Source organism: Actinophytocola sp. KF-1 (assembly GCF_054661535.1).
Map to the genome: position 1 here is coordinate 174,574 of NZ_BAAFVK010000006.1, position 23,697 is coordinate 198,270.

The 23,697-nt window shown below is 70.6% G+C and carries 27 protein-coding genes; 7 read left to right on the forward strand and 20 right to left on the reverse strand.

Annotation, left to right across the window (positions count from 1 at the left end; all coding sequences use genetic code 11):
* Positions 1-64: 64 nt before the first annotated feature.
* Complete coding sequence (locus tag ACYQ77_RS19575) at positions 65-427, forward strand: DoxX family protein (RefSeq protein ID WP_459713294.1); 363 nt, start codon at positions 65-67, stop codon at positions 425-427.
* Position 428: 1 nt separating this feature from the next.
* Here the strand turns inward: ACYQ77_RS19575 and ACYQ77_RS19580 are convergent, their stop codons facing one another.
* Genes ACYQ77_RS19580 through ACYQ77_RS19595 form a run of 4 tightly spaced genes read right to left on the reverse strand, consistent with a single transcriptional unit; the run spans position 429 to position 3,098 of the window.
* A complete protein-coding gene (locus tag ACYQ77_RS19580) occupies positions 429-1,325 on the reverse strand; it encodes a DUF4328 domain-containing protein (RefSeq protein ID WP_459713296.1) in 897 nt (298 codons plus the stop codon).
* 12 nt (positions 1,326-1,337) lie between these two features.
* A complete protein-coding gene (locus ACYQ77_RS19585) occupies positions 1,338-1,676 on the reverse strand; it encodes a rhodanese-like domain-containing protein (RefSeq protein WP_459713298.1) in 339 nt (112 codons plus the stop codon).
* Between the two features lie 47 nt (positions 1,677-1,723).
* Complete coding sequence (locus ACYQ77_RS19590; protein WP_459713300.1) at positions 1,724-2,599, reverse strand: hypothetical protein; 876 nt, start codon at positions 2,597-2,599, stop codon at positions 1,724-1,726.
* The gene (locus tag ACYQ77_RS19595) at positions 2,592-3,098 is read right to left on the reverse strand and encodes a SigE family RNA polymerase sigma factor (RefSeq protein ID WP_459713301.1); all 507 of its coding nucleotides are present in this window, start codon (positions 3,096-3,098) and stop codon (positions 2,592-2,594) included. The genes ACYQ77_RS19590 and ACYQ77_RS19595 overlap by 8 nt, the downstream gene beginning before the upstream one ends.
* Positions 3,099-3,202: 104 nt before the next feature.
* Between ACYQ77_RS19595 and ACYQ77_RS19600 the strand changes: the two genes are divergently transcribed.
* On the forward strand, positions 3,203-3,592 hold the full coding sequence (locus ACYQ77_RS19600; RefSeq protein WP_459713303.1) for an SgcJ/EcaC family oxidoreductase: 390 nt from the start codon (positions 3,203-3,205) through the stop codon (positions 3,590-3,592).
* Positions 3,593-3,607: 15 nt separating this feature from the next.
* Positions 3,608-6,034 carry a P-loop NTPase fold protein gene (locus ACYQ77_RS19605; protein ID WP_459713305.1) on the forward strand — a complete coding sequence of 809 codons (2,427 nt, stop codon included), beginning with the start codon at positions 3,608-3,610 and terminating at the stop codon, positions 6,032-6,034.
* Here the strand turns inward: ACYQ77_RS19605 and ACYQ77_RS19610 are convergent.
* From ACYQ77_RS19610 to ACYQ77_RS19625, 4 genes are all read right to left on the reverse strand, one after another.
* The gene (locus tag ACYQ77_RS19610) at positions 6,031-7,653 is read right to left on the reverse strand and encodes a solute symporter family protein (protein ID WP_459713307.1); all 1,623 of its coding nucleotides are present in this window, start codon (positions 7,651-7,653) and stop codon (positions 6,031-6,033) included. The genes ACYQ77_RS19605 and ACYQ77_RS19610 overlap by 4 nt on opposite strands.
* A complete protein-coding gene (locus ACYQ77_RS19615) occupies positions 7,650-7,985 on the reverse strand; it encodes a DUF485 domain-containing protein (protein WP_459713309.1) in 336 nt (111 codons plus the stop codon). Before ACYQ77_RS19615 ends, ACYQ77_RS19610 begins: the two co-directional genes overlap by 4 nt.
* Positions 7,986-8,123: 138 nt before the next feature.
* On the reverse strand, positions 8,124-8,303 hold the full coding sequence (locus tag ACYQ77_RS19620) for a DUF397 domain-containing protein (protein ID WP_459713311.1): 180 nt from the start codon (positions 8,301-8,303) through the stop codon (positions 8,124-8,126).
* A gap of 11 nt (positions 8,304-8,314) precedes the next feature.
* Entirely contained in the window at positions 8,315-9,139 is an 825-nt protein-coding gene (locus ACYQ77_RS19625) for a helix-turn-helix domain-containing protein (protein ID WP_459713312.1), read from the reverse strand.
* Positions 9,140-9,214: 75 nt separating this feature from the next.
* Here ACYQ77_RS19625 and ACYQ77_RS19630 point away from each other — a divergent pair, with 75 nt between their 5' ends.
* Complete coding sequence (locus ACYQ77_RS19630) at positions 9,215-9,430, forward strand: hypothetical protein (RefSeq protein WP_459713314.1); 216 nt, start codon at positions 9,215-9,217, stop codon at positions 9,428-9,430.
* Here the strand turns inward: ACYQ77_RS19630 and ACYQ77_RS19635 are convergent.
* The 10 genes from ACYQ77_RS19635 to ACYQ77_RS19680 all read right to left on the reverse strand — a co-directional run bounded on the left by ACYQ77_RS19635 (position 9,403) and on the right by ACYQ77_RS19680 (position 19,147).
* Positions 9,403-11,085, reverse strand: coding sequence for a sodium/solute symporter (locus ACYQ77_RS19635; RefSeq protein ID WP_459713315.1), 1,683 nt, complete (start codon positions 11,083-11,085; stop codon positions 9,403-9,405). The genes ACYQ77_RS19630 and ACYQ77_RS19635 overlap by 28 nt on opposite strands.
* A gap of 490 nt (positions 11,086-11,575) precedes the next feature.
* Entirely contained in the window at positions 11,576-11,926 is a 351-nt protein-coding gene (locus ACYQ77_RS19640) for a DUF485 domain-containing protein (protein ID WP_459713317.1), read from the reverse strand.
* A complete protein-coding gene (locus ACYQ77_RS19645; protein WP_459713319.1) occupies positions 11,926-12,681 on the reverse strand; it encodes a LytR/AlgR family response regulator transcription factor in 756 nt (251 codons plus the stop codon). Before ACYQ77_RS19645 ends, ACYQ77_RS19640 begins: the two co-directional genes overlap by 1 nt.
* Positions 12,678-13,694: a sensor histidine kinase gene (locus tag ACYQ77_RS19650; protein WP_459713320.1), complete on the reverse strand. Its 1,017-nt coding sequence runs from the start codon at positions 13,692-13,694 to the stop codon at positions 12,678-12,680. Before ACYQ77_RS19650 ends, ACYQ77_RS19645 begins: the two co-directional genes overlap by 4 nt.
* Before the next feature lie 63 nt (positions 13,695-13,757).
* Positions 13,758-14,630, reverse strand: a complete 873-nt coding sequence (locus ACYQ77_RS19655) for a hypothetical protein (protein WP_459713322.1) — start codon at positions 14,628-14,630, stop codon at positions 13,758-13,760.
* On the reverse strand, positions 14,620-15,135 hold the full coding sequence (locus ACYQ77_RS19660) for an RNA polymerase sigma factor (protein WP_459713324.1): 516 nt from the start codon (positions 15,133-15,135) through the stop codon (positions 14,620-14,622). Before ACYQ77_RS19660 ends, ACYQ77_RS19655 begins: the two co-directional genes overlap by 11 nt.
* A 60-nt stretch (positions 15,136-15,195) precedes the next feature.
* A complete protein-coding gene (locus ACYQ77_RS19665) occupies positions 15,196-16,989 on the reverse strand; it encodes a sodium/solute symporter (protein ID WP_459713327.1) in 1,794 nt (597 codons plus the stop codon).
* A 10-nt stretch (positions 16,990-16,999) separates the two neighbouring features.
* Positions 17,000-17,428, reverse strand: coding sequence for a hypothetical protein (locus ACYQ77_RS19670; protein WP_459713329.1), 429 nt, complete (start codon positions 17,426-17,428; stop codon positions 17,000-17,002).
* Complete coding sequence (locus ACYQ77_RS19675) at positions 17,425-18,258, reverse strand: LytR/AlgR family response regulator transcription factor (RefSeq protein WP_459713331.1); 834 nt, start codon at positions 18,256-18,258, stop codon at positions 17,425-17,427. Before ACYQ77_RS19675 ends, ACYQ77_RS19670 begins: the two co-directional genes overlap by 4 nt.
* Before the next feature lie 55 nt (positions 18,259-18,313).
* Positions 18,314-19,147 (reverse strand): S49 family peptidase, encoded by an 834-nt coding sequence (locus ACYQ77_RS19680; RefSeq protein ID WP_459713333.1) that lies wholly within the window; start codon positions 19,145-19,147, stop codon positions 18,314-18,316.
* A gap of 47 nt (positions 19,148-19,194) precedes the next feature.
* Here ACYQ77_RS19680 and ACYQ77_RS19685 point away from each other — a divergent pair, with 47 nt between their 5' ends.
* From ACYQ77_RS19685 to ACYQ77_RS19695, 3 genes are read left to right on the forward strand one after another with little or no spacing between them, the layout of a single operon-like run.
* Complete coding sequence (locus ACYQ77_RS19685) at positions 19,195-19,497, forward strand: hypothetical protein (protein WP_459713335.1); 303 nt, start codon at positions 19,195-19,197, stop codon at positions 19,495-19,497.
* An 11-nt stretch (positions 19,498-19,508) separates the two neighbouring features.
* Positions 19,509-20,138, forward strand: a complete 630-nt coding sequence (locus ACYQ77_RS19690; RefSeq protein WP_459713337.1) for a hypothetical protein — start codon at positions 19,509-19,511, stop codon at positions 20,136-20,138.
* 11 nt (positions 20,139-20,149) lie between these two features.
* Complete coding sequence (locus ACYQ77_RS19695; protein WP_459713339.1) at positions 20,150-21,550, forward strand: tetratricopeptide repeat protein; 1,401 nt, start codon at positions 20,150-20,152, stop codon at positions 21,548-21,550.
* Here the strand turns inward: ACYQ77_RS19695 and ACYQ77_RS19700 are convergent.
* Both ACYQ77_RS19700 and ACYQ77_RS19705 read right to left on the reverse strand, forming a co-directional pair.
* Entirely contained in the window at positions 21,547-22,788 is a 1,242-nt protein-coding gene (locus ACYQ77_RS19700; RefSeq protein WP_459713341.1) for a GAF domain-containing sensor histidine kinase, read from the reverse strand. The two genes, ACYQ77_RS19695 and ACYQ77_RS19700, sit on opposite strands and share 4 nt — an antisense overlap.
* Positions 22,789-22,831: 43 nt before the next feature.
* On the reverse strand, positions 22,832-23,695 hold the full coding sequence (locus ACYQ77_RS19705) for an Fpg/Nei family DNA glycosylase (RefSeq protein WP_459713343.1): 864 nt from the start codon (positions 23,693-23,695) through the stop codon (positions 22,832-22,834).
* Positions 23,696-23,697 lie beyond the last annotated feature (2 nt).

Consider the following 23,697-nt stretch of genomic DNA (forward strand, 5'->3'; position numbering starts at 1 on the left):
TTGTACCGCCTCCGATAGTCACCCATCATGTGGCTACTTACAAGTCGTAACCATTGGAGCGGGCATGGAGATCGCATACTGGGTCGTCGCCGGGTTGCTGGCGGTGTTCTACCTGTACGCGGGCGGGATCAAGGTCGTGCGGACCAGGGAGCAGCTGGCGCCGATGATGGGCTGGGTCGACACGATCCCCATGCCGGTGGTCCGCGGCATCGGCGCCGTCGAGGTGCTCGGCACGCTCGGGCTCGTGCTGCCGCCACTGACCGGCGTGGCGCCCGTTCTGGCGGTGGTGGCGGCGATCGGTTTCGCCGTGCTGCAGGTGATGGCGGCGGGTCTGCACCTCTCCCGCAAGGAGGTCAAGGAGACCGGCCTGAACGTGCCCTTGATCGCGCTCGCCGTGGTCGCGGCGTGGCTGGCGACGGTGTGGTGAGTCAGCGGCGGGACGGGAGCAGGCGCGTGGCCCGCAGTGGTGGCTCCGGCGCGCCTTCCACGCGGACGACCCGCAGGTAGCGGACGTTCGCCGGGTCGATGGGGGCCAGCAGCGTGGACAGGCGGCGGACCGTCATCGCGGTCAGCACGGCGACGGCCGCCGCCGCGAGGTCGGTCAGTGCGCTCAGCACGACGCTGTCCGCGTGTGCCTGGACGCTGTCCCGGAACCGCCAGATCACGGTCACCGCGAACAACAGTCCCGCGCCGGCCCAGGTCGCCCACCAGACGACCACGTGCTTCGTCGGGCGCGGGCGTTCCGTCGCCGGGCGGCGCAGCACCTGGTGTTCCAGCTCGGTCAGGACGACGCCCGCCATGGCCAGGTTCACGCCCGGTACCAGCAGGTACACCAGCACCTGCCAGTCGGGGCGGCCGACCAGCTGGCCTGCCAGGTCCGCCGCCGCGCGGCGCGCCAGGTACAGCCACCACAGCACCACGACCGCCGCCAGCACCGAGAACGCCAGCGTGAGCACGCCGCCGATGGTCACCACCGCGTCGGACGTGCCGACCAGGCGCGACGACAGCGCACCCGTGCGGCTCCGCAGCAGCAGCACGTACCGCCAGACCTCGCCGCCCGCGGTGATCACCGCCAGGCACGCGAGCGCCCACATCATGGCCGAGGCGTGCCCCGCGACCGCGCGGACGCGTTCGACGGTCACCGGCTGGTCCGGGCCGGTGCCCGGGATGGTCGTCGGCCAGCGCCACGCGAGCGCCGGGAAGCCCCACCGCGGGGTCGTGCCGTACGCGGGCGGGCCCATGTAGGGCAGCCGTCTGCGCGGGCGTGGGCGGCGGCCGGCGCCCGGGGGCACGGTCGCTACCCAGCGCTGGCGGGGCTGTGTCACGTCAGCCGGCTCTCAGATGACCGTCGGTTCGCCGCTGTCCGCTGCCATCGGACGGCCCGCGGCCTGCCACTGCTGCATGCCGCCCTCGACGTTCTTGGCGTCCCAGCCGTTCGCGTTGAGGAACGCGGTCACGCGGGCCGACCGGCCGCCGCTGCGGCACACCACGTACACCTCGTCGTCGGCGGGCAGGTCGTCGAGGCGGGCCGCGAGGTCACCCATCGGGATGTGGACGGCGTCCGGCGCGTGACCGGCGGCCCACTCGTCGGGTTCGCGGACGTCGAGCAGCGTCACGCCCGCCGGGAGGGACTCCGGGATGTCCGGGATGTTCACGGTGGGCACCTGGTGTGGCATCACACCACGATGCTGCCACGAGCGCCCGTAGGACGCGCGTGAGCTGGTCAGCCGAGCTTCGCCACCAGACCGGTGGCGATGTCGGCCAGCTGCTGCTGGGTGACGGGGAGCTTGCCGCGACCGCCTTCGACCGTGTACCCGCCGCCGCCGAGTGGTACCAGGTCCGCGTCGCTCCAGCCCGCCGCGGTGATCACGTACATGCGGCCGTCCGGGCGGTAGACCTGCAGGTGCTGCATCGGCTGTTCCGGGTGGTAGGGGTTGGGCTGGAACAACTGGAGCACCGTCCCGTCGGGCATCACGTGCCGGGCGGGCGGCTTGCAGTCGCCGTAGGTGAACAGGGAGGCGTCGGCCATCTGCGCCGGCGTGCCGGGGTAGACCTCCGCCTCCAGCTGGAGCTGGCCGTTGCCGTTGTCCATGGGCACCTCGACCGCCAGGTAGCCGCGGGGGCCCTGGGCCTTCGGCGAGTAGTCCTCCCAGACCGCCTCGGTCGCCGTCGTCCCCACGCCGACGACGGACTCGATCGCGCTGGTGAACGCGGGTTGCACGACCGACTGGGGCAGCAGCGTCGACGGCGGCCTCCCCGGGACGCTCTGCAGCGGTTTCCGCTGGCAGGTCGTCTTGTCGACCTGGATGGTCTCCCAGCCGGGCAGCGGTCCGGTCGGCGTCGGCGGCGCCGTGGTCGACACCGCCACCTCCACGCCGCCCCCGCCGGGTTCCCCCGACGACCGCAGCAGGACGGTCGCCGTGCCGATCCCCGCGACCACCGCCACCACCCCGGCGACCGCGGCCGCGCGCTGCACGAACACACGCCGCCGACCGCGGCGCAGCACCTGGTCGATCGAGGTCGCGACCGGCGGGGCCGGGTCGTCGTTCAGCGTCCGCAGCGCGCGGCCCGCCGCGTCGTCGTCGACCATGTCACGCACCCCGCACCTCCACGCTGACCTCGCCTTTCCGGAACGCGGCGCGCAGGGCGGCGAGGCCGCGCGCCGTCTGGCTCTTGACCGTGCCGGGGGTGCAGCCGAGCGTCTCCGCGACCTGGTCGACCGACAGGTCGGCGACGAACCGCAGCACCAGCACCGCGCGTTGCCCCGGCGGCACGGACAGCAGCGCGGCACGCAACGCCATCCGTTCGGCAGGCCCGGCCTCTGGCGGCGCGACCACGTCGGGCAGCTCGGCGACGACCTGCTCACGCGCCCGCCCCCGGCGCCTCGTGTCCAGGAAGACCCTGGTCACGACCGTGCGCAGGTACGCGTCGACGGTCTCGATGCGGATCTTCGACCACCGCGCGTACAGCTTCACGAACGCGGTCTGCGCGATCTCCTCAGCGTCGGGCCACGAACCGCACATCGCGTACGCGATCCGCCGAGCCCCCTCGAAGCGCGCCGAGAAGAACTCGGCGAACTCCTGGTCTCGCCCTCGCACCCCATCGCCTCCCACCTCAGTCTGACCCTTCTACGCCGATCCCCCGGCGCGGGTTGCACGGCGGGGTTGACCTCGTCCTTGGTGGAGGTCACAGGCTGGGGGACGTGAGCGACATCGAGGAGATCAGGCAGGTCGTGGCGGACGTCGAGCGTGGGTTCAACACCAACGACGCCGCGTTGATGAACAAGCACGTGGCCCCGGACGCGACGCTGGTCAGCGCCATGGGCGTGCGGCTGGTGGGCATCGACGAGGTGATGGCGGCGAGCGAGGCCGGGCTCGCGGGGCCGCTGCGCGACCAGTACGCCAGGTACGAGGTGAAGGACGTCCGGTTCGTGCGCCCGGACGTGGCGCTGGCCTACAAGGAGGCGTACGCGGTGACGGCCGACGGCGAGCCGATCGACCTGGACCACACCATGTGCGCGCTGTACGTGCTCGTGAAGGAGGACGGCCGCTGGCTGATCACCGCGCGGCAGAACACGTTGGTGCCGCGATAGGGCACGCTGTGACGCGTGGCCGAGGCACTCCCCGTACGCGACACGGATCCGATGACGCTGCTGGCCGCCCCGCCGCGTCGCGGGAAGCTGGAGCGTTACCTCCCGCGAGACGTGGACGGCGTTCTCGACCGGGCACTCGTCCGGCCTGGGCTGGTGCTGGTCACCCACGAGACGGGGGCGGGCGCACGCCGGTCGGTGTATGAGGCGTTGCTCCGCAACCACCCGAACCTGCCGCTGGTGCAGGTCCCACGCTTCGACGAAGACGAGGTGCCCGACCGCGCGGCGGTCTGGGTGGACCTGCTGGAGGACGAACCCGGCGGCGTCAGCGCGGCGGCCACGACCGTTCGCCGGTTGCGGACACCCGGCCGCTACGTGGTGGTGCTCATCGGCGCCGCCGACACCCGGCTCGGTGGGCTCCGGCGCCTGCTCGACGAGCTGCGCCCCGCGGTCGTGCACATCGGCAACCAGCTCAGTGACCGCGAGGTGGCCACGGCCAAGAGGTTGTTCGACGCCGACGTCGACTACCTCAGCGACCTGACCGCGCTGCTCGACCGCACCGAATCCGCCCCGGTCCGGCACGCGGCCGGGTACCACGCGGACACCGACGAGGGCACCGACCAGCTCGGCATCGACACCGACGTGCGGATGCTGGCGGACCTGGTCGCGTCCCGGCTCGTGCGGCCACCGCTGTCGATCGGGTTGTTCGGCAACTGGGGCAGCGGCAAGAGCTTCTTCATGCGGCAGATGCGGGCGCGGGTCCGCGAGCTGGCCGACGCCGCCGCGGACGAGGAGCGCAGGGCGGGCGAGCGCGGCCGGGACGTGTCGTCGTACTGCTCGTCGATACGCCAGATCACGTTCAACGCGTGGCACTACGCCGAGGCCAACCTGTGGGCCAGCCTGGCGACCCACATCTTCGACGGCCTCGCCGCGGGCGGTGCGGAGGACGTCCTGCGCCGCCGCGCGGACGACCTCGCCGAGCTGCGGCAGGCCGAGCAGTCGCTGCTCACCCAGCTGTCCGCCGTACGGCTGGAACGGCGGCTCGTCGCCGCGCAGCAGGAGCGGCGGCCGGTCCGCCTCGACCTCACGGGCGAGGACTTCGCCTGGGTAGCGCAGGAACTCGGGGTGGATGAGGCCACCACGACCGAGGTGCGGCGGTTCGCCACCGAGCTCGGCGGTGCCGGTGTGGAGGCACGGCGGGTGTGGGCGTTGTTGCGGCGCAGCAGGTTCGCGCTCGTCATGGGTGCGGTCGCGATCGTGCTGGCGGTCGCACTGGCGGTGCTGGTGCGCTCCCCCGTGTGGCCGGTGCTGGCGGCCGCGGTGCCGCTTCTTGTCGGCGCGCTCCCCGTGGTGACCCGGGTGCGCGAGGCCATGGCCCGGATCAGACGCGCGGCGGACAGCGCGGACGCGGCCCTGGACCAGCGGATCGCTGAGCTCGACGAGGAGACGGCCCGGCTGGAGCGGGCCGTGGCGGAGCTGGCCACCGGCCACGACGCGACCGCGTTCGCGAAGTCCCGGTACGAGAGCGGGGAGTACCGCGGTCACCTCGGCATCGTCTCGGTGCTGCGCCGCGACCTGGAGACGTTCGCCGCGATCCTCGACAAGGAGCGTGCGACCGAAGGCGGCCTGGAACGGGTCGTCCTCTACGTCGACGACCTCGACCGGTGCCCGCCCGCCGTCGTGATCAAGGTGCTGGAGGCCGTGCACCTGCTGGTGGCGCTGCCGGTCTTCGTCGTGGTGGTCGCCGTCGACCCGAGGTGGCTGCACCAGGCCATCCGCCTGCACTACGCGACGATGCTGCCGGACCACGTCGTGACGCCCGCGCACTACCTCGAGAAGATCTTCCAGATCCCCTTCCGGCTGCCCGACATGGACGAGGACGGCTTCCGGCGCCTGGTGTGGGACCTGTCCGGCATCGAGGACGTGGCGCACGACCAGCAGGTCACGTCCGACCCGGACCGGTACCCGGTGTCGCAACTGGTCTGGGGCGGTCGAATCACCGTCGACCCGCTGGCACCCGAGACGGCACCGGCCCCGCCCGTCCGGCCGTTCCTGCGGCCCCGCCAGCTGCACGTGTCGGACGTCGAGCTGGGTTTCCTCGCGTCCCTGGCGGCACTGGTGCCGACCCCGCGGGCGGCGAAGCGGCTGATGAACCTGTACCGGCTGGTGCGGGCGCGGTTGTCGGACCACGAGCTGGACCGGTTCGTGCAGGACGGTGACCACCGGGCGGTCCTGGTGTTGCTGGCACTGCACGCCGGCTCCGGTGCCGCGGTGTTCGACCGGTTCGACACCGAGCCGGACCTGGCCTGGCTCACCGAGCTGGTCGGTGTCGCCCTGCCTGCCGACAAGTACCGCGAGTGGTTGCCGCTCGTGCGGCGGTTCTCGTTCGGGGACGGGCGAGGCCCCCGGCCGGAGCCGGGGGCCTCGCGAACCGCTTCTGACTAGTGGGCCACGGCCTTCTCGGCGTGGGCGCCGGTCAGGCTGCGGACCTCCATCTCGGCGTACTTGGCGTCGTTGCGTTCCTTCGACAGGACCGTGCCGAGCCAGCCGAGCAGGAACGACACCGGGATCGACACCAGGCCCGGGTTCTCCAGCGGGAACCAGTGGAAGTCGACGTTCGGGAACATCGACGGGGTCGGCGCGGTCGCCGGCTTGCCCGACACCGCGGGCGAGAAGACGATCAGCACCAGGCAGACGATGAGACCGCCGTAGATGCTCCACAGCGCGCCCGAGGTGTTGAACCGCTTCCAGAACAGCGAGTAGAGGATGGTCGGCAGGTTCGCCGACGCGGCGATCGCGAACGCGAGTGCCACGAGGAACGCGATGTTCTGGCCGTTCGCGACGATGCCGCCGACGATCGCCACGGCGCCGATCACCAGTGCGGTGATGCGGGCGACCTTGACCTCCTGCTGCTTGTCGTCGACCGTGCCCTTCTTGATCACGTTGGCGTAGATGTCGTGCGAGAACGACGCCGACGCCGTGATCGTCAGGCCGGCGACCACCGCGAGGATCGTCGCGAACGCCACCGCGGCGATGATGCCCAGCAGCACCGTGCCGCCCAGCGCGTACGCGAGCAGTGGCGCCGCCGAGTTCGCCTTCCCCGGCGCTTCCTTGATCACGTCCGCGCCCACCAGCGCGCCCGCGCCGTAGCCGAGGACCAGGGTGAACAGGTAGAAGACGCCGATCAGCACGATCGCCCAGACCACCGACTTCCGCGCTTCCTTCGCCGTCGGCACGGTGTAGAAGCGCATCAGCACGTGCGGCAGGCCGGCGGTGCCGAGCACCAGCGCGAGTGCGAGCGACACGAAGTCGAGCTTCGACGTCTCCGTCTTGCCGTACTGCGCGCCCGGGTTGAGCAGCTTCTCGCCGCCCTCGCCGACCTTCGCCACCGCGTCGCCGAGCAGGCTGGACAGGTTGAAGCCGTACTTGCCGAGCACCCACACGGTCATCGCGAACGCACCGGCGATCAGCAGCGTGGCCTTGATGATCTGCACCCACGTCGTGCCGCGCATGCCGCCGATGATCACGTAGACGATCATGATGACGCCCACGACCGCGATCACCAGCGCCTGGCCGGCCTTGTTGGTGATGCCGAGCAGCAGCGCGACCAAGCCGCCCGCGCCCGCCATCTGGGCCAGCAGGTAGAAGAACGACACGACGAGCGTGGAGACCGCCGCCGCCGCGCGCACCGGGCGCTGCTGCATCCGGAAGCTCAGCACGTCACCCATCGTGTAGCGGCCGGTGTTGCGGAGCAGCTCCGCGACCAGCAGCAACGCGATCAGCCACGCGACGAGGAAGCCGATCGAGTACAGGAAGCCGTCGTAGCCGTTCAGCGCGATCGCGCCCGCGATGCCGAGGAACGACGCCGCCGACAGGTAGTCACCCGAGATCGCCACACCGTTCTGCACACCCGTGAACGAGTGGCCCGCGGCGTAGTAGTCGACCGCCGTCTTCGACTTCCGGCTCGCCCGGAACACGATGTACAGCGTGATGACGACGAACAACGCGAAGATGCCGATGTTGAGGGCGGTGTTGCTGCCCTCGACGCCCGCTGCCAGCTTCATCGCGCGCCTCCCTCGATGTCGTCCCGGATCTTGTCGGCGACCGGGTCGAGGCTCCGGTTGGCGTGCCGGACGTACAGCCAGGTGATCAGGAACGTGGAGACGAACTGCAGCAGGCCGAAGATCAGGCCGATGTTGATGTTGCCGACGACCTTGGTGCTCATGAAGCCGTGCGCGTAGTCGGACAGCAGCACGTACAGCAGGTACCAGACCAGGAACGCGGCGGTCATCGGGAACACGAAGCCGCGGAGACGGCGGCGGAGCTGGGTGAACTCAGCGCTTTGCTGGATGGTCTCCCAGTCGGGGCCGGGCGGGCCCTGATCGGTGGTGCTCACGTTGCCTCCATGGGAAGTGAACCGGGGTTCTACGACCCTAGGAAGCAGGTGAGGTGGCGTGAATCGTTCGTGGATCAACCGCTTCGTCGCACGACGAGTGGTCGACGAACGGTCAAAATGCGCGACGAGTGGCGCAGGTCACATCTTGGACACACTCAGAAAGGACGTCCAGCCCGCTTCCGGGAGCACCAGCATCCCTTGATCGGGTGACTTCGAGTCGCGGACCGCTACTGAGCGTCCATCAAAGGCGACCTCGACACAGTTGCCGTTGCTGCCGTCCTGGCTGCTGCGGCTGCTCTTCCGCCAGGAAAGGTCCATGGGGCTGCCCTCTATCGGTCTTGGCTGATGAGCTTGATCAGCGCGATCGAGTCGTCAGGGCTCAGCGCTTCGACGCCAAGCCGATCGAACTTGAGTCTACAGGCCCGGACCTCGTCACCTTCTTCAATATGCAGGGCTCCCGTGGCGTATTCGACGTAGAGCAGGTCGGGTTCATCGCGATCTTGGAACGACAGCAGGGTAAAACCCCCATCCAAGGCGCTGTGCATCTTCAGCGGGAGGACTTGGATGGTGACACTTGGCAGTTCGGCCATCTCGACGAGGTGGTCGAGCTGCTTGCGCATCACGTTCCGGCCACCGATGTTTCTGCGCAGAGCCGACTCATCGATGATCACCGACAGCTCGAGCGGGTTGCTCTCGCTGGTCAATCGCTCCTTTCGGATGAGGCGAATCTGGATGTCGCTCTGCAGTTCTTCGGCTGAGCGCCTGCGGCGGCTGTGCGCGAAGAGCGCGCGCATGTAGTCCTCGGTGTGCAGGAGACCCGGGAGCATGAGGCCCGAGAATTCCTTCACCGAAGCGGCATATGTTTCGACATCGACGTAGCCCAGATCTTTGACACCGTATGCGCGGAACCATGGGGGCTTGGCCGCTTCGCGGGCTTCGGCGACGAGGGTCTCGTCGTAGTGGTCGTAGATGTCCATGGCGGAACGAATGAAATGCACGTCCGCGCGGGTGACGCCGGTCTCGATCCGCTGGAGGGCGCTGCGGGTCTTGTCCAGGCGCTTCGCGGCCTCGGCCAGCGTCAGGTTGGCGCCCTCGCGGATCTCCCGCAACCGGCGTCCCAGCCGCCGCCGGAGGAACGGTGCTCGTTTGGCCACGACTCATGATCGCAGTTGACGCGCCCAACAATGGGAAACCCACTGCTGGCGAGTTCATCGGGACACTGGGATTCCATGGAAGGACGACTCTTCACACTGGTCAGCGCCGACAACGAAGCCGACGTCTTCGCATGGGGAATGCAGATCACGACGGCCGACGAGCAGGAAGCCGTGACCTATTGCCGCAATCCTGTCACCAACCAGACGGTTTTCGGACTGCACTCGAATGCGGAAAGTGCACTCCGCCGTTACGGCACCACATTTCAGTTGCGGCTCGTCTGGGAGGACTGAGCACGTTCCCGCAGCGCGCGCAGCCGGTCGGCGGGCGTCTGGTTCTCGTTGAGGTGCAGGCGCAGCATGGCCGTGCGCGCCCACGACGGCGGTCGTCCCCGCATCGACACGACGACCATGGTCAGGAACGCCAACGGCACCGACCACGGCGCGGGCTGTGCGACGAGGATGGCGAGCCACCCGCTCACCGGCAGTCCCAGCAGCGTGCCCGCGATCGCCCCCGACGAGGCGAAGAGCCCGACGAGCACGCCGGTCATGGCACCGGTGACGGTGAGGCGTGACCACCAGATGCCGAGCACGAGCAGCGGGCAGAACGTGGACGCCGCGACCGTGAACGCCCAGGTGACCAGCACCCCGGCGTCCAACCGGATCGCTTGCAGCGCAAGGAGAACCACCACCGCCGCCGCCAGCACCACCGTGACGCGGAGCCTGCGGAGGCCGCCGGGCAGCAGGTCGTAGGCGATGGCGCCGGACACCACCAGCAGCAACCCGAGCGAGGTGGCGAGGAACGCGGCGAACGCGCCCCCGGTGAGCAGGGCGGTGAAGGCGCTGCCGGGCCAGCCGGCGTCGACCTGCGCGGGCAGCGCGACGACCGCGGTGTCGGTGGCGCCGGAGAGGTACAGCTGCGGGACGAGCACGCGGCCGAGCACGCCGTAGATGCCGGGGAACAGGTAGAAGATGCTGAGCAGTCCCACCGTGAAGGCGGCGGTGCGGCGTGCGGCGCGGCCGTCGGGGCTGGTGTGGAAGCGCATGATCACGTGCGGCAGGCCCATCGTGCCGAGCGCGAGGGCGACGGTCAGGGCCCACGTGCTGAGCAGCGGGTGCCCGGCGTCGGCGAGGTCGAGGAGGGGACGTCCCCAGCCGGCGCCGCCGGGGCGCGCCTCCCCGACGACTTCGGGGACCGGTTCACCCTTCGCGAACTCGAGGGTGGCGCCCTGGGGGACGTCCCAGCGCCGCCCGTCCAGCTCGAGCGTGGTGCCGATGCGGAAGTGCACCGACGTGTCCTCCCGGAAGGTCGTGAACTCGACGGGGTGGACGGCCTCGTCGCGGACCTGCGGGCTGACCTGGATGAGCAGCCACACGGCGGGCACGATGAAGAGGACGAGCTTGAGGACGAACTGGAAGGCCTGCACGTAGGTGGCGGCGCGCATGCCGCCGAGGGCGAGCGTGATCGCGACGCCGGTGCCCGCGATGACGACGCCGACCCAGTAGGGCGTGTTGCTGACCGCGGACAGGACCAGCCCGGCGGTGCGGAACTGCGGGACGAGGTACAGCCCGCCGATGACGAGGATGACGGCGGCGGTCACCCGCCGGAGGGCCGGCGAGTTGAGCCGCGCCTCGGCGAAGTCGGGCACGGTCAGCGCCCCGGACCGCCGCATCGGCGCGGCGACGAGCACGAGCATCGCGATGTACCCGGCCGTGAACCCGACCGGGTACCAGAGGGACCCGATCCCGTCCTTGACCACGAGCCCGGCCACGCCGAGGAAGGAAGCCGCGGAGAGGTACTCCCCGGACACGGCCGCGGAGTTGAGCAACGGAGAAACCCGCCGCGAGGCGACAAGGAAGTCGGAGGTGGTCCGCATGGCAGCCACCCCACGAAGCCCGATGAGCAACGTGATCAGCACGACGGGCGCTACTGCGAATGCGAGGATCACGCGGGCCCCCACACTCGCCGTGTCCTGAAAGGCGCAACGTCCCGAACGCGTCTTTCACAGGAACCAGCCGCCGAACGGGACCGAAAAAACCACCCACCCCAGCAGAAGCCCCCGCCCAGGCCCCCATGCGGCGAAAGGCGCGCTGACGGCACCCCTGATGCCCCGAAAGGCGCGTTCCCGGCACTCAACGCGCCTTTCACAGCACGAGCAATGCCGCGAACGCGCCTTCCACGGCACAAGAAGCCGCTGATCCGCACATGAGGACCCGCCCCGCCCCAGGCGAAAAACAGAATCCGCCCGCCCCCAGTACCCAAGGGAAAGCCCCACCCAGTCCCGGGGGCCCCCCGCCCAGCCAGTCTACCGGGGTCCACTGACCGGGGGATGGTTGTCGATCTTGGCTGTGGACAACCGGTGTGGCTGTGGACAACTTTCTGCACGAGAACGTAACTCGGTGTGCGTGAGAGCGTGACTCGCGAGTGCCGGGGGGCGGTCAACGGTGGTCCTCCGCTTTTTCGGCTCTGCGGAGTTGCCAGCCTGCCAGGAGGGTCAGTGCCGGGTACGGGAGGAACGCCAGCGCCAGCCACGACACCGGGATGCCCAGGACGCGGACCTCGTCCAGGGCCGGGAACACGGCGAACAGCAGTGGCAGGCCCAGGATGCCCGCGAACAGGAACGCCAGGGGTGCCACCGCGAGCCGCAGTTGGCGGCGGTGCAGTTCCACCGCGCGTTCGGCGTCCGGGCCATCCAGCTTCGGGACGCGCCAGCGGCCTCTCGCCCGGCGGCGCGAATGGGCCAGGCGGGTTTGCGGGCTCATCACCGCGATGCGCTTGTGGCCGGGCATTACCGGCGGTCCAGCTGGCCGGACTTCGCCGCGGCCAGCAGCTTCTCGCGCAGGTCGCGGGCGTGGCGGCGGGACACCGGCACGTCACCCAGGTCCGTGTGCGCCAGCAGGCCGCCCATGGAGTCGCTGCGCAACTCGCGGACCGCCGCCAGTGCCACCAGGAAACTCCGGTGCACGCGCACGAAACCCGCGGGCGCCCAGTACTCCTCCAGCCGCGAGATCGGCATGCGCACGACATGCACCCCCGACACCGCGTGCAGGCGCACGTAATCCCCGTGCGCCTCGACGTAGTGCACCTCCGTGCGCCGCACGTACCTGATCCGGCCGTCCGACTCGACCGGCAGCGCGGCCATCGCGTCCGGGGTCTCCGGCACCGGGCTGGCGTCCGGGATCATGCGGTTCACCCTGGCCAGCGCGTCCGCGAGCCGTTCCGCGCGCACCGGTTTCAGCAGGTAGTCCACGGCGCCGATGCCGAACGCCGCCACCGCGTGCTGTTCGTACGCGGTCACGAACACGATCACCGGCGCCTCGTTCATGCGGGACAGCAGGCTCGCCAGCTCCAAGCCGTCGAGGCCCGGCATGGCGATGTCGAGGAACACCGCGTCGTAGCGGCCGTTCTGGATCATGCGCAGAGCCGACAGGGCGTCGCCCGCGCTCGCCACGTCCGACACGTCCGGGTTCTCGTCCAGCAGGCGGCACAGTTCCGCCAGCGCGGGCGGGACGTCGTCGACGGCCAGTACGGAAAGACCCGTCATCCCGGCATCACTCCCGGTTGGAATCGCGGGATCCGCACCACCACACGGGTTCCCTCGCCGACCGCGGTCTCCACGACCAGCCCGTACCAGGGGCCGTAGACGCTGCGCAGCCGCCGGTCCACGTTGGCCAGTCCGACGCTGTCGGCGCCGCCGCGGCCGGCCAGGATCGCCTCGGCCAGTTCCGGGTCCATGCCGACGCCGTCGTCCTCCACGCTGATCACGCAGTCGTTCCCCTCCGCCTCGCCGCGCAGCTGCACGTGCCCGGTGCCCGTGCGCGGCTCGATGCCGTGGCGGACGGCGTTCTCCACCAGAGGCTGCAGCACCAGGTACGGCAGCGCCACCGCGAGCACCTCCGGCGCCACCCGCACCTGGACCTGCAGCCTCTCCCCCAGCACCGCCCGCTGCAGCGCCAGGTACGTCTCGATCGCGTGGAACTCGTCGGCGACCGTCGTGTACTCGCCGTGTTTCGCCAGGCTGTACCGGATGTAGTCGGCGAAGTCGAGCATCAGCTCACGCGACCGGTCCGGCTCGGAACTGACCAGCGCGGCGATCACCGTCAGCGCGTTGTAGACGAAGTGCGGCGAGATCTCCGCACGCAACGCACGCAGCTCGGCCTGCGCCGCCTGCTCGGCCGACGCCTCCAGCCTGCCCCGTTCGAGCGCCTCGACCACCCACGTCGCCGCCTCGCGGACCGCGGCCCGCCGCGACGCGCCCGCCACCACCATCACGCCCGCCAGCTCGTGGTCCACGTGCAGCGGCACCGCCACCAGCGGGGACCGGCCCTCGCGGTTCTCGCTGTGCAGCACGCGTTCGACCAGCGCGTGCGCGTCCGCGTAGAACGGTGGCTCGTCGGGTGCCCACACGGCTCGGCCGGACAGGTCGGCCAGGGCGACGTAGTCGGCGTCCAGCAGCCTGCGCAGACCGCGGGCCGCCGTCCGCACGCCCGCACCGGACAGGCCGTCCTTCAACTCGTCCGCGATGTGGCGTGCCATGCTGAGCACTGACACCGCCATCCGGGCTCCCATCTACCGTGATCGGGCTCGCGTAGATGGTAATGGCGGGAGCGCCGGTTGGCGTCAGTCGAACATCCGCGCCGGCGGCTCGCCCAGACCAGGGGCGATGCCGTGCCGCACGGCCTCCGTCGGTGAGCCGAGGTACCGGTCGTCGCCGTCGAAGATCACGACCACCTGACCGCCGGGGTGGGGCAGGCGGTAGCCGGTGCCTTTCCGGCCGGTCAGGTCGGCCATGTCCGTGACCACCTCGACGCCCGGCAGCCCGGCGACGACCTCGCGCAACACGCCCGGCAGGTCCTCGGGCACGCCGTTGCCCCCGAGCAGCAGGCCGACCGCGCGCAGTTCCAGGACCGGCGCCAGGTCGGCGCTCACCGCGGCCGCCTCCGCGTGCAGCTGCGCGGCGATCGTCGCCGGGTCGCGGGGCGCCGTCGCGAGGAAGTCCACCGTCGGGTTCATCCACGTGCCCGGCGTGGTGCACAACTCCTCGGTCGCACTCAAGGACGGGTAGCACGCACCGCCGTCCGGGGCGTCGACGCGGCCGGGACCGGGCACGACCCGGCCGTTCTCGATCGACGAGCCGTCGACCACCCGCTGGCGCCACTCGCCGGTCCGCTCCCGCTCCTGCCACAGCTGTGTCTCGCGGATGACCTTGCCGCCGGCGATCGAGGACAGGCGCAGCGAGTAGTAGACGCCGCCGTCCGACGGCACGGCCGTCGTGGTCGTCGTGGTCACCGCGGCCGGGGGCGCCTGCTCGTCGCGGGGCACGAACAGGACCGCGGCCGCGACGACCGCGGCCGCGACGAACAGGGAGGCCGCGACCGGCACCAGTCGCGTGCGGCGCACCGGCTCGCCGAGCCGCGGCATGGGCGTGGGGGGCACCGCGTCCGCCTTCGCGCGCAGTGCCTCGGCCAGGGCGTCTTCGAGGTCAGCGTTCATCGGAGAAGTCCTTCATGTGACGGCGGAGGGAAGCGAGTGCGCGGTGGGCGGACGACTTCACGGTGCCCGTGGAAACACCGGTCACGGCAGCCGTCTCCGCCTCGGAGAGACCGCAGTAGTACCGGAGCACGATCACCTCGCGCTGCCGCGCGGGCAGGCGGTCGACGTGGTGCACCAGCTCGCGGTGCCGCTCGGCGGCGAGCAGTTCGCGGTCGGCGGGCGGCGCGTCGGCAGGTGGCCGGGCCTGGGCGAGGAACCGGCGGACCGTGCGGAGCCGCCGCAACCGGGACCGGGACCGGTTGACCACGGCCTTGCGCAGGTACGCGACGACGTGCTCGCGGTCGCCGAGGTCAGGCCGCAGCCGCCACACCGCCTCGTAGCAGTCCTGCACGACGTCCCGTGCCGTGTCGACGTCGCCGGACAGGAGCGTGGCCAGCCGGACCAGCGGCATCCACTGCTGCTCAAGCACGACCTCGAGGACCGGGACGACCGGGTCCGCGCTCACATCCATACCTGGAACACGCCGTCGGCCCCCGGAAGTTGTACCGGTGTTCAGTGAGCCACGTCACAGCTCCCTGCGGTGGCGGCCGTCGGCGAGGCGGGAGCGTTCCTCCGCCGTGCCGAAGCTCGCCACCGCGCGGTCGCGGGTGAGGCCCAGGTTGTCCGGGGCGTGCATGCGCAGGCGGATCTGCGCCACGTCCGACGGGATCTTCGCCGGGGTCGCCTTGCTGACGATCAGCACCGTGAGGAACGCGACCGGGACCGTGATCAGCGCGGGCTGGCTGAACACGCTCGGCGCCCAGTTGCCGGTCAGGCGGCTGATCGTGTTGACCACCAGCGCGGTCAGCACCAGACCGCCGCCGACGACCATGCCGGCCGCGGCGCCCACCCACGTGAGCTTCCGCCACCACACGCCCAGCAGCAGGATCGGGCAGAACGTCGACGCGGCCAGCGCGAACGACATGCCGACCGTCAGCGAGATGTCCGACTGGCGCACCGCGATCGCGAGCGCCAGCGGCACCCCGCCGGCGACCGCCGTCGCGAAGCGGAAGTCGCGCACGCGGCCGCGCAGCACGTCCGTCGACAGCACCCCGGACACGCTCACGACCAGGCCGGACGACGTCGACAGGAACGCGGCGAACGCGCCCGCGGTGATCACCGCGCCGAGGATGTCGCCGAGCAGGCCCGGGGCGATCCCCGCAGGCAGCTTGAGCACCGCCGCGTCGGTCTCGCCGGTGACCAGCAGTTCCGGCACGTACAGCCGCGACAGCGCGCCCAGCATGATCGGGAACAGGTAGAACAGCGACAACAGCAGCAGCACGTGCAGGGTCGTTCTGCGTGCCGCTCTGCCGTCCGGGTTGGTGTAGAAGCGGACCAGCACGTGCGGCAGGCCCATCGTGCCCAGGAACAGCGCCAGGATCAGCGAGTACGTGCTGAACAGGTCGCCCGCGTTCGACGCGGGCGCCAGCCAGCTCGCGTTGTCGGCCGGTGCGCCGACGACCACCGGCACCGACGAGCCCTTCGAGAAGTGCAGGGTGGTGCCCGCGCTGACCTCGTGCGTGCCGGGCGGCCACAGGACGGTGCCCGCGGCGGGCGCGCCGTCGACCTCGCCCCGCGCGCTCAGCCACACCGGGTCGTCGACCTGCAGCAGCACCGGGGTCTTCACGTCGATGGTGGTGGCACTCGTGAACGTGGGCGGCAGCGGCTCGGTCAGCGTCGTCGTCTGGCCGTCGCGCACCCCGCCGCTGCCGATGAACAGCAGGCACATCACGAACGTCGGCGCGGCGATCGCGAACAGCTTCAGCCAGTACTGGAACGCCTGCACGACCGTGATCGCGCGCATGCCGCCGCCGAACACGTTGACGATCACCACGACCGTCACCACGGTCGCGCCGACCCACGTGGGCACCGGCAGGATGTTCGCCAGCGCCTGGCCCGCCAGCTGCAGCTGCGGGACCACGTACAGGATCCCGATGAACACCACGAACACCGCCGCCATGCCGCGCAGCGCACGCGAACCGAGGCGGGCCTCGCAGAAGTCGGGCAGCGTGTAGGCGCCGGACCTGCGCAGCGGCGCGGCGACGAACAGCATCAGCGCCAGGTAGCCCGCGGTGAAACCGATCGGGTACCAGAGCGCGTCGGCGCCGTCCTTCAGCACCAGGCCGGCGACACCCAGGAACGACGCCGCGGACAGGTACTCGCCGGAGACCGCGGCCGCGTTGCGGCGGGACCGGACCGTGCGGCGGGCGACGAGGAAATCCTGGGCGGTGCTGGCCGTGCGCGACGAGCGCCAGCCGATGTAGAAGGTCGCGACGATGACCGCAAAGGCCCCGGAAAGGGCGAAGATCTTTGCGCTCACCGGTCCTCTGTTACTTCTCGACCATCGCGACGAAGTCGCGTTCCTGCCGCTCGGCAACCACGTTGTACCAGTACCCGACGCCGAACAACAACGGGAACGGCAGCAAACCGAGCACCAGCCACGGTAGTCGCACGCCTGCGACGGTCACCAGCGACAGCTGCGGGAAGAAGAAGAACAACGCGGGCAGCGCCAGGAAGAACGCCAGCGTGCACAGCCAGAACTTCATCGCCTTCTTGAACTGCGCGCGGATGAGCTGGCGCACCAGCTCCTCGCCGTAGCTGGTCTGTTCCTCCAGCTCGTCGACCGTGCGCAGGCGGGTGACCGGGGCACGGGAGTCGGCCAGCACGACCCGCTTGCGGCGCGGTTTCGTCGGCGGGTCCGAGTACGACCGCCGCGCCCCCTGTTCCTCCCGCCCAGGCCCGGCAGAGTGCCGACTCATAACCCGCCGCGGCGCACGATCCGGTCCTTCAGCTCACGCGTGTGGCGCCTGCTCACCGGCAGCTTCCGTTCCTCGTCGCCGATGACCACGTGGTAGCCGTTGCCGCCGAGCTGCAGCTCGGTGATCAGGTTGATCGGCACCAGGTACGAGCGGTGGATGCGGACGAAACCCGCCTTCTCCCACCGCTCCTCCAGCTGCGACAGCGGGATGCGCACCAGGTGCGAGCCCTCGGTGGTGAACAGGCGCGCGTAGTCGCCCTGCGCCTCCACCCACCGCACCGACGAACGCGGGATGAGCTTCGTGTTGCCCGCCAGCTCGACCGGGATGACCTCGTCGTCCGCCGGTTCCGACGCGACCTGCGGCGCCTCGCCGACCAGCCCGTCGCCGCGCAGCTTCGAGATCACCCGCTGCACCGCGCGGTCCATGCGGGTCTGGTCGCACGGCTTGGGGATGAAGTCGACCGCGCCGAGGTCGAACGCCTCGACCGCGTCGTTGCCCTCGCCGTGCCCGGTGATGAACACCAGCACGGGTGACGGTTTGAAGCCGGCGAGGACCTTCGCCATCTCCATGCCGGTCAGGCCGGGCATCCGCAGGTCGGAGAAGACCGCGTCGACGATCGGCTTGCCCGCGTTGCGGCGCGCGGTCAGCTCCGGGTCGCCGCCGCCGAGCTCGCGCAGCGCCTCGGTCGCGTCGAAGGCCTGGATGACGCGCCGCACGTAGCGGTTCGCCTCGAGGCGTTCGACCATCAGGTCCATGCCGTCTTTCTCGTCGTCCACGGCGAGGACGACGAGACCGGGGGTGTTGGGTGAAGTACTCACGGTGACCCGCATCTTGCCGATGGGAACTGTCGCCTGTCCATGGTGTTACCCCTCGTGGGTGACACGATCAGAGACCGTAACGCGACCAGAGTGCCCGATGTTCGACGGCCGTGAGCAGGGACTGTGTCGCACCACCCAGTCCGAGGCGGGCGAGCAGCGGGCGCTTCGGCTCCGCCACGGACAGCTCCGCGTCCGGGAACCGCTTGTTCAGCACCGCCCGGAGGTTGCCGACGCCGTCGACGAGCCCCAGCTCAGCGGCCTTCGCCCCGGTCCACACCTCGCCGGTGAACAGGTCGTCGCCGTCGTTCAGCCGGTCGCCCCTGCGCTGCTTCACCCACGACACGAACTGGTCGTGCAGCTGCGCCTGCAGCCCCTTCAGCCACTCGACGTCCTCGTCCTTCTCCGGGCGGAACGGGTCGAGGCGCACCTTGTGCGCCCCGGCGGTGTAGACGCGGCGGTCGACGCCGATCCGCTCCAGCAGCCCGTTCAACCCGAACCCGGCGGTGACCACCCCGATCGAGCCGACCAGCGACGACGAGTGCGCGTAGATCTCGTCGGCGGCGCACGCGAGCCAGTACCCGCCGGACGCGGCGACGTCCTCGCAGAAGGCGAGGACCGGGACCTTCTTGCGGTCCGCCAGCTCCCGGATCCGCTCGCTCACCAGCGCGGACTGCGTCGGCGCGCCACCCGGCGAGTTGATCGCGAGCGCGACCGCGGACAACCGGTCGTGGTCGAACGCCTTGGTGAGGGCCTGTTCGACGGTGTTGATGTTGATCGTGCCCCGGCTCAACGGCGACGGGGTCGGGGTGATGACGCCGTGCAGCTTGACCACCGCGACGACGGGTTTGGCCGTGGCCCGGTTCATCGGAAGACGTGCGGTCAGCTTTTCCGTGACACTCATGGAACCACCCTACGTATCCCCGGCGGGTTCGCTCGCTCATGTTCCACATGGGGTCGCGAGTGCGGTGGCGGGCGTGGCTCGGCATGGGGGACGAGTCGCACCTGTCCCAGATCGATGTAGCGGAGTTCGCGTCGTGCGCGGCGGCACGAGCGTGGGTCGAACGACGGCTCACGTCCGTGTGGGCGCGGCCGGGGCTGTCGGTGTTCGGGTCCGTCGACCGGGGGACCTACCAGGACGAGACACCCGGCGCCGTGGCGAGCTGGACCCAGGACCCGCACTGGGCCGGCCTGGACGCGGACGTCGTCGACGGCCGCGTCCACTGGCGCAGCCCTGGCGAGCGCCGCCCGTGAAGAATGGCGGGATGGACTACCTCTGCTACGTCTCGCGCACCAAGGTGGACGCGCTGTACGCGGAACTCGATCCCGAGCAGTACAGCGACGTCGCCGAGCAGATCATCTCGGAGCGCAGCCGTGGCGGAACCGTGCACAGCAAGATCGGCGCGGTGATCGACGGCAGCCTGACCTACGGCCGCAAGGACACCGTGCAGCTGGAGCGGAAGGTCAAGACCGCCTACACCGCCAAGCTCCGCGCCGTGCTGCTCGCGATCGCCGCCGACCACGGGCAGATCCCCGACGTCGAGGACCTGCTCGACGGCGAGCCGGTCGACGACGGCCAGGTGTACTTCCACGCCGACGCCCGGTTCGGGGTGACCGACCTCGGCCCGGCGCCGACGGAACGGGACGTCGTGCAGCTGACCGCGGAGCTGGAGGCGGCGCGGCTGCACCTCTCGTGCTCGCTGCGGCACTTCAGCGAGGGGAACGGCGAGCAGTACCTGTTCCACTCCGGCAACCACCTGTTCTTCCAGGGCGTCGTCAAACTGCGGCTGAGCGGCGTGTTCGTGCTGCTCGACCGCCAGGGCGACGACATCTACGGCACCCCGCTGTACCTCAAACTCAGCAGAGGCCCCGCGTACGGCCACTTCGCCCTCTGAGAGGACTGCCCGTGTCCGAGCCGCTCGACCTCGCGGAGCACGATCCCGAGGAGTACGCGGGCAAGACGGTCGACATCCACGGGCGCGAGTACCTCGTGACGAAGATCGTGGCCGTCGGCATGGAGAAGGTCGTCTGCACCGTGCGCAACACGCGCTCCGGGCTGACGATGCACATGCTGAAGATCCACCGCGAGCCGGCGACGGCGTTCGGCAAGGTGCGCTGGGACCACACCGGCCGCCTCCAGACGAGAGAGCTGGCAGACGAGCCCACCGCGCGGCAGGACTGGGTCGGCGGCTTCATGATGCCGGACGAGATGCTGGTACCGGGACTGTTCACGGCCCCCGACGTGCCCGCGGTCGTCACGCTCCAGACCGCGATCGGGGTCCCGTTCGAGCCCGGGGACTCCCCGACCGCCGAGATGGCCGACAAGGCCGCGGAACTCCACGGCGCGGGCGACGTCGAGGGCTCGGCCCGGCTGTACCTGGACGTCCTCGACGTGAACCCCGACCACACGGTGGCCCTGTTCAACCTCTCCGGCATCCTCTCCGGCGACCCCGAGGTGGCGGCCGGGTTCGCGGCGCGCTGCTTCGACGTCGAGCCGAACCTCCTCGCCTACGTGGTGAACGCCGGCATCGCCGGTCTCGCGGCGGGCAACCACGGCCACGTGCTCGTCGCCCACGACGTCGCCGCCGAGAAGTTCCCGTACGACCAGCAGCTCAAGCCGGCGGCAGTGCGGGCCGCCCTGGCGCTCGGGTACGTGGAACGGGCCTACGAGATCCGCATGACCGCCGTCTCCTGCCCGGCCGTCGCCGAGTTCGACGACGAGATCACCGAGCAGATGACCGGCAGGCTGCTGGCGTCCCGGCTCATGGCGCGGGCGCGGACCGCGTGCCTCGGCGGCGCACCCGATCTCGCCGCCGGTCTCGACCTGCTGCGCCGTGCCCACGAGTGTCCGGGCAGGCACGAGGACGTCCAGCTGAACCTGGCACTCACGCACGCCAGGCTCGGTGACCTCGAGGCCGCGGACCGGCTCCTCGAAGACCTGATGGCGTACCCGCGCCGGCTGGAGCAGGCGATCACCGACGCGGTCAACCTGGCCTACGTGCGCCTGCGCCGCGGCCGGTACGCCGACGCCGACCGCCTCTTCGGCGCGGTCGCGCGGCTGCTGCACCTGCGGCCCGGGAACGACCTCGTCGACCTCTTCCCGCGCCCGGACCGCTGGGTCGGCGCGCGCTCGGCCACCTACCCGGAGTACGAGGGCGTCGTCACCGGGTACCTCGACGAGGCACTCCGCGCCGCCGGGCCGGACGACCCGGTCGCGTTCGCGACGGCGCTCGCCGAGATGTACCAGGAGGAACGCCGGTCCCTCGCCGAGCTCGCGGCCAGGATGACCACGCCGCGGCCGGACTAGGTGGTCGACGTCTGGGCCGTCTTCTCCTCCTCGCCGAACTTGGGGAGGTCCGGGCGGACGCCGGGGAAGAACTTCGGGACGCGCAGGATGACCTTCATGCCCGCGCCGGGGGCGGTCTCCGCCATCAGGGCGTACTCGTCGCCGAAGACCTGGCGCATGCGCTGGTTGATGTTGCCGATGCCGACGTGGGCGCCGGTCTTGTGGGCGTCGCGCAGGTCGGCGAAGAGGCGGTCGGCGTCCATGCCCACGCCGTCGTCCTCCACGCTGATCAGCGCCTCGTTGCCGTTGTCCTGCGCCACCACCGTGACCGTGCCGCCACCCGGTTTGGGCGAGAGCCCGTGCTGCACCGCGTTCTCCACCAGCGGCTGCAGCACCAGGAACGGGACGACCACCGACAGGACCTCCGGCGCGATCTTGATGCGCACGTTCAGCCGGTCCGCGTAGCGCTGGCTCTGGATCGTCAGGTACCGGTCGATGTTGCGCAGCTCCTCGGCCAGCGTCGTGAACTGGCCGGACGTGCGGAACGAGTACCTGGTGAAGTCCGCGAACTCCTGCAGCAGGTCCCGCGCGCGCTCCGGGTCGGTGCGGATCAGCGACGAGATCGAGTTCAGCGCGTTGTAGAGGAAGTGCGGCGAGATCTGCGCCCGCAGCATCCGCACCTCGGCCTTCGCCAGCTGCTGCTTCGACTCGTCGAGCTTCGCCAGCTCCAGCTGGATGGCGACGAACTGGGCCACCTCGTCCGCGGCCCGGATCAGGCGCTTCGAGTTGACGCCGCCGACCACGATCAGCGTGCCCTCCACCTGGCCATCCGGGATCAGCGGCACGATCACCGCCGTGCGCATCGGGCAGCGGCTGCGGTGGTCGCAGGACAGGTTCGTGTGGTGGATGTGCGCGCGCTGGCCGTTGCGGATCGCCACGTCGATCGCGCCCGTCAGGTCCGCGTAGTGCTCGTTCGCGCCGCCGTCCCAGGACAGCAGGGTCCCGGACGCGTCCGTGATCCCGATGGCGACGCACTTGAGCATCTCCACCAGGTGCTTCGCGGCCTGGTCAGCCGCTTCCTCCGTCAGCCCGCTGCGCATCGCGGGCGCCGCCTTCGACAGTCGCTGCACGGCGTCCAGCACCGCGTCGTCGACCGAGTTGTCGGTCTTGCGGGACCGGATCCAGAAGGCGAACACCGCCGCGACGACGAGGATCGCGATCCCGCCGACGATGGTGCGTTCGTTCAACAGGTCGGTCACCCGTCAATGCTCCGGCCATCGCACCCTCCGTGGCAAGGAGGGGTCATTTCAGCAACCTCGACATGCGGCGGTCGGCGAGCGGCTTTCCCCCGGTCTGGCAGGTCGCGCAGTACTGGAACGACTTGTCCGCGAACGACACCTCGCGGACGGTGTCGCCGCACACCGGGCACGGCATGCCGGTGCGGGCGTGCACCCGCAGCCCCGACCGCTTCTCGCCCTTCAACGTCGCCGCGTGCTGCCCGACGGACCTGCTCACGGCGCTCGTCAGTATCTCGCGCATCGCCTCGTACAACCGGTCGACCTGATCGTCGTCGAGCTTGCCCGCGGTCGCGAACGGGGACAGCTTCGCCATGTGCAGGATCTCGTCGGAGTACGCGTTGCCGATCCCCGCGATGATCTTCTGGGTGGTCAGCGCGGTCTTCAGGCGCTCGGTGTGCCCGGAGAGCACTGTGACGAACTCGTCACGCGTGAGCGCCAGCGCGTCCGGGCCGAGCGCCGCGATGCCCGGCACCTCCGCCGGGTCGGCCACGATCCACACGGCAAGACCCTTCTTCGTGCCCGCCTCCGTCAGGTCGAAACCGGGGCCCTGGCCGGGCGGGCCGAGGTGCACGCGGAACGCCAGCGGGCCCCGGCCCGGCTTGGGCGGCGCCGCCGAGAGCGTGTCGGCCCAGCGCAGCCAGCCTGCGCGGGCCAGGTGGATGATCAGGTGCAGGTCCCCGATCTCGACATCCAGGAACTTTCCGTGCCTGGTCGCACCGGTCACCTCCCTGCCGTGCAGTTCGGTCCACGGCGGGGTGACGGTCTTGAGCACGGACAGTGAGGCGACGTCGATCCGCGCCACGGTGCGACCCACACCGTGCTCGCGGATGTGCTGTGCGAGCGCCTCGACCTCGGGTAGTTCTGGCACGG

Excerpts from the sequence above, each read along its gene's own strand:
- ACYQ77_RS19575 (WP_459713294.1), top strand. The coding sequence starts at position 65 with ATGGAGATCGCATACTGGGTCGTCGCCGGGTTGCTGGCGGTGTTCTAC.
- ACYQ77_RS19585 (WP_459713298.1), bottom strand. The coding sequence starts at position 1,676 with ATGCCACACCAGGTGCCCACCGTGAACATCCCGGACATCCCGGAGTCC.
- ACYQ77_RS19610 (WP_459713307.1), bottom strand. The coding sequence starts at position 7,653 with ATGAAGCTGGCAGCGGGCGTCGAGGGCAGCAACACCGCCCTCAACATC.
- ACYQ77_RS19620 (WP_459713311.1), bottom strand. The coding sequence starts at position 8,303 with ATGGACCTTTCCTGGCGGAAGAGCAGCCGCAGCAGCCAGGACGGCAGC.
- ACYQ77_RS19630 (WP_459713314.1), top strand. The coding sequence starts at position 9,215 with ATGGAAGGACGACTCTTCACACTGGTCAGCGCCGACAACGAAGCCGAC.
- ACYQ77_RS19640 (WP_459713317.1), bottom strand. The coding sequence starts at position 11,926 with ATGCCCGGCCACAAGCGCATCGCGGTGATGAGCCCGCAAACCCGCCTG.
- ACYQ77_RS19645 (WP_459713319.1), bottom strand. The coding sequence starts at position 12,681 with ATGACGGGTCTTTCCGTACTGGCCGTCGACGACGTCCCGCCCGCGCTG.
- ACYQ77_RS19650 (WP_459713320.1), bottom strand. The coding sequence starts at position 13,694 with ATGGCGGTGTCAGTGCTCAGCATGGCACGCCACATCGCGGACGAGTTG.
- ACYQ77_RS19655 (WP_459713322.1), bottom strand. The coding sequence starts at position 14,630 with ATGAACGCTGACCTCGAAGACGCCCTGGCCGAGGCACTGCGCGCGAAG.
- ACYQ77_RS19670 (WP_459713329.1), bottom strand. The coding sequence starts at position 17,428 with ATGAGTCGGCACTCTGCCGGGCCTGGGCGGGAGGAACAGGGGGCGCGG.
- ACYQ77_RS19675 (WP_459713331.1), bottom strand. The coding sequence starts at position 18,258 with ATGCGGGTCACCGTGAGTACTTCACCCAACACCCCCGGTCTCGTCGTC.
- ACYQ77_RS19680 (WP_459713333.1), bottom strand. The coding sequence starts at position 19,147 with ATGAGTGTCACGGAAAAGCTGACCGCACGTCTTCCGATGAACCGGGCC.
- ACYQ77_RS19685 (WP_459713335.1), top strand. The coding sequence starts at position 19,195 with ATGGGGTCGCGAGTGCGGTGGCGGGCGTGGCTCGGCATGGGGGACGAG.
- ACYQ77_RS19690 (WP_459713337.1), top strand. The coding sequence starts at position 19,509 with ATGGACTACCTCTGCTACGTCTCGCGCACCAAGGTGGACGCGCTGTAC.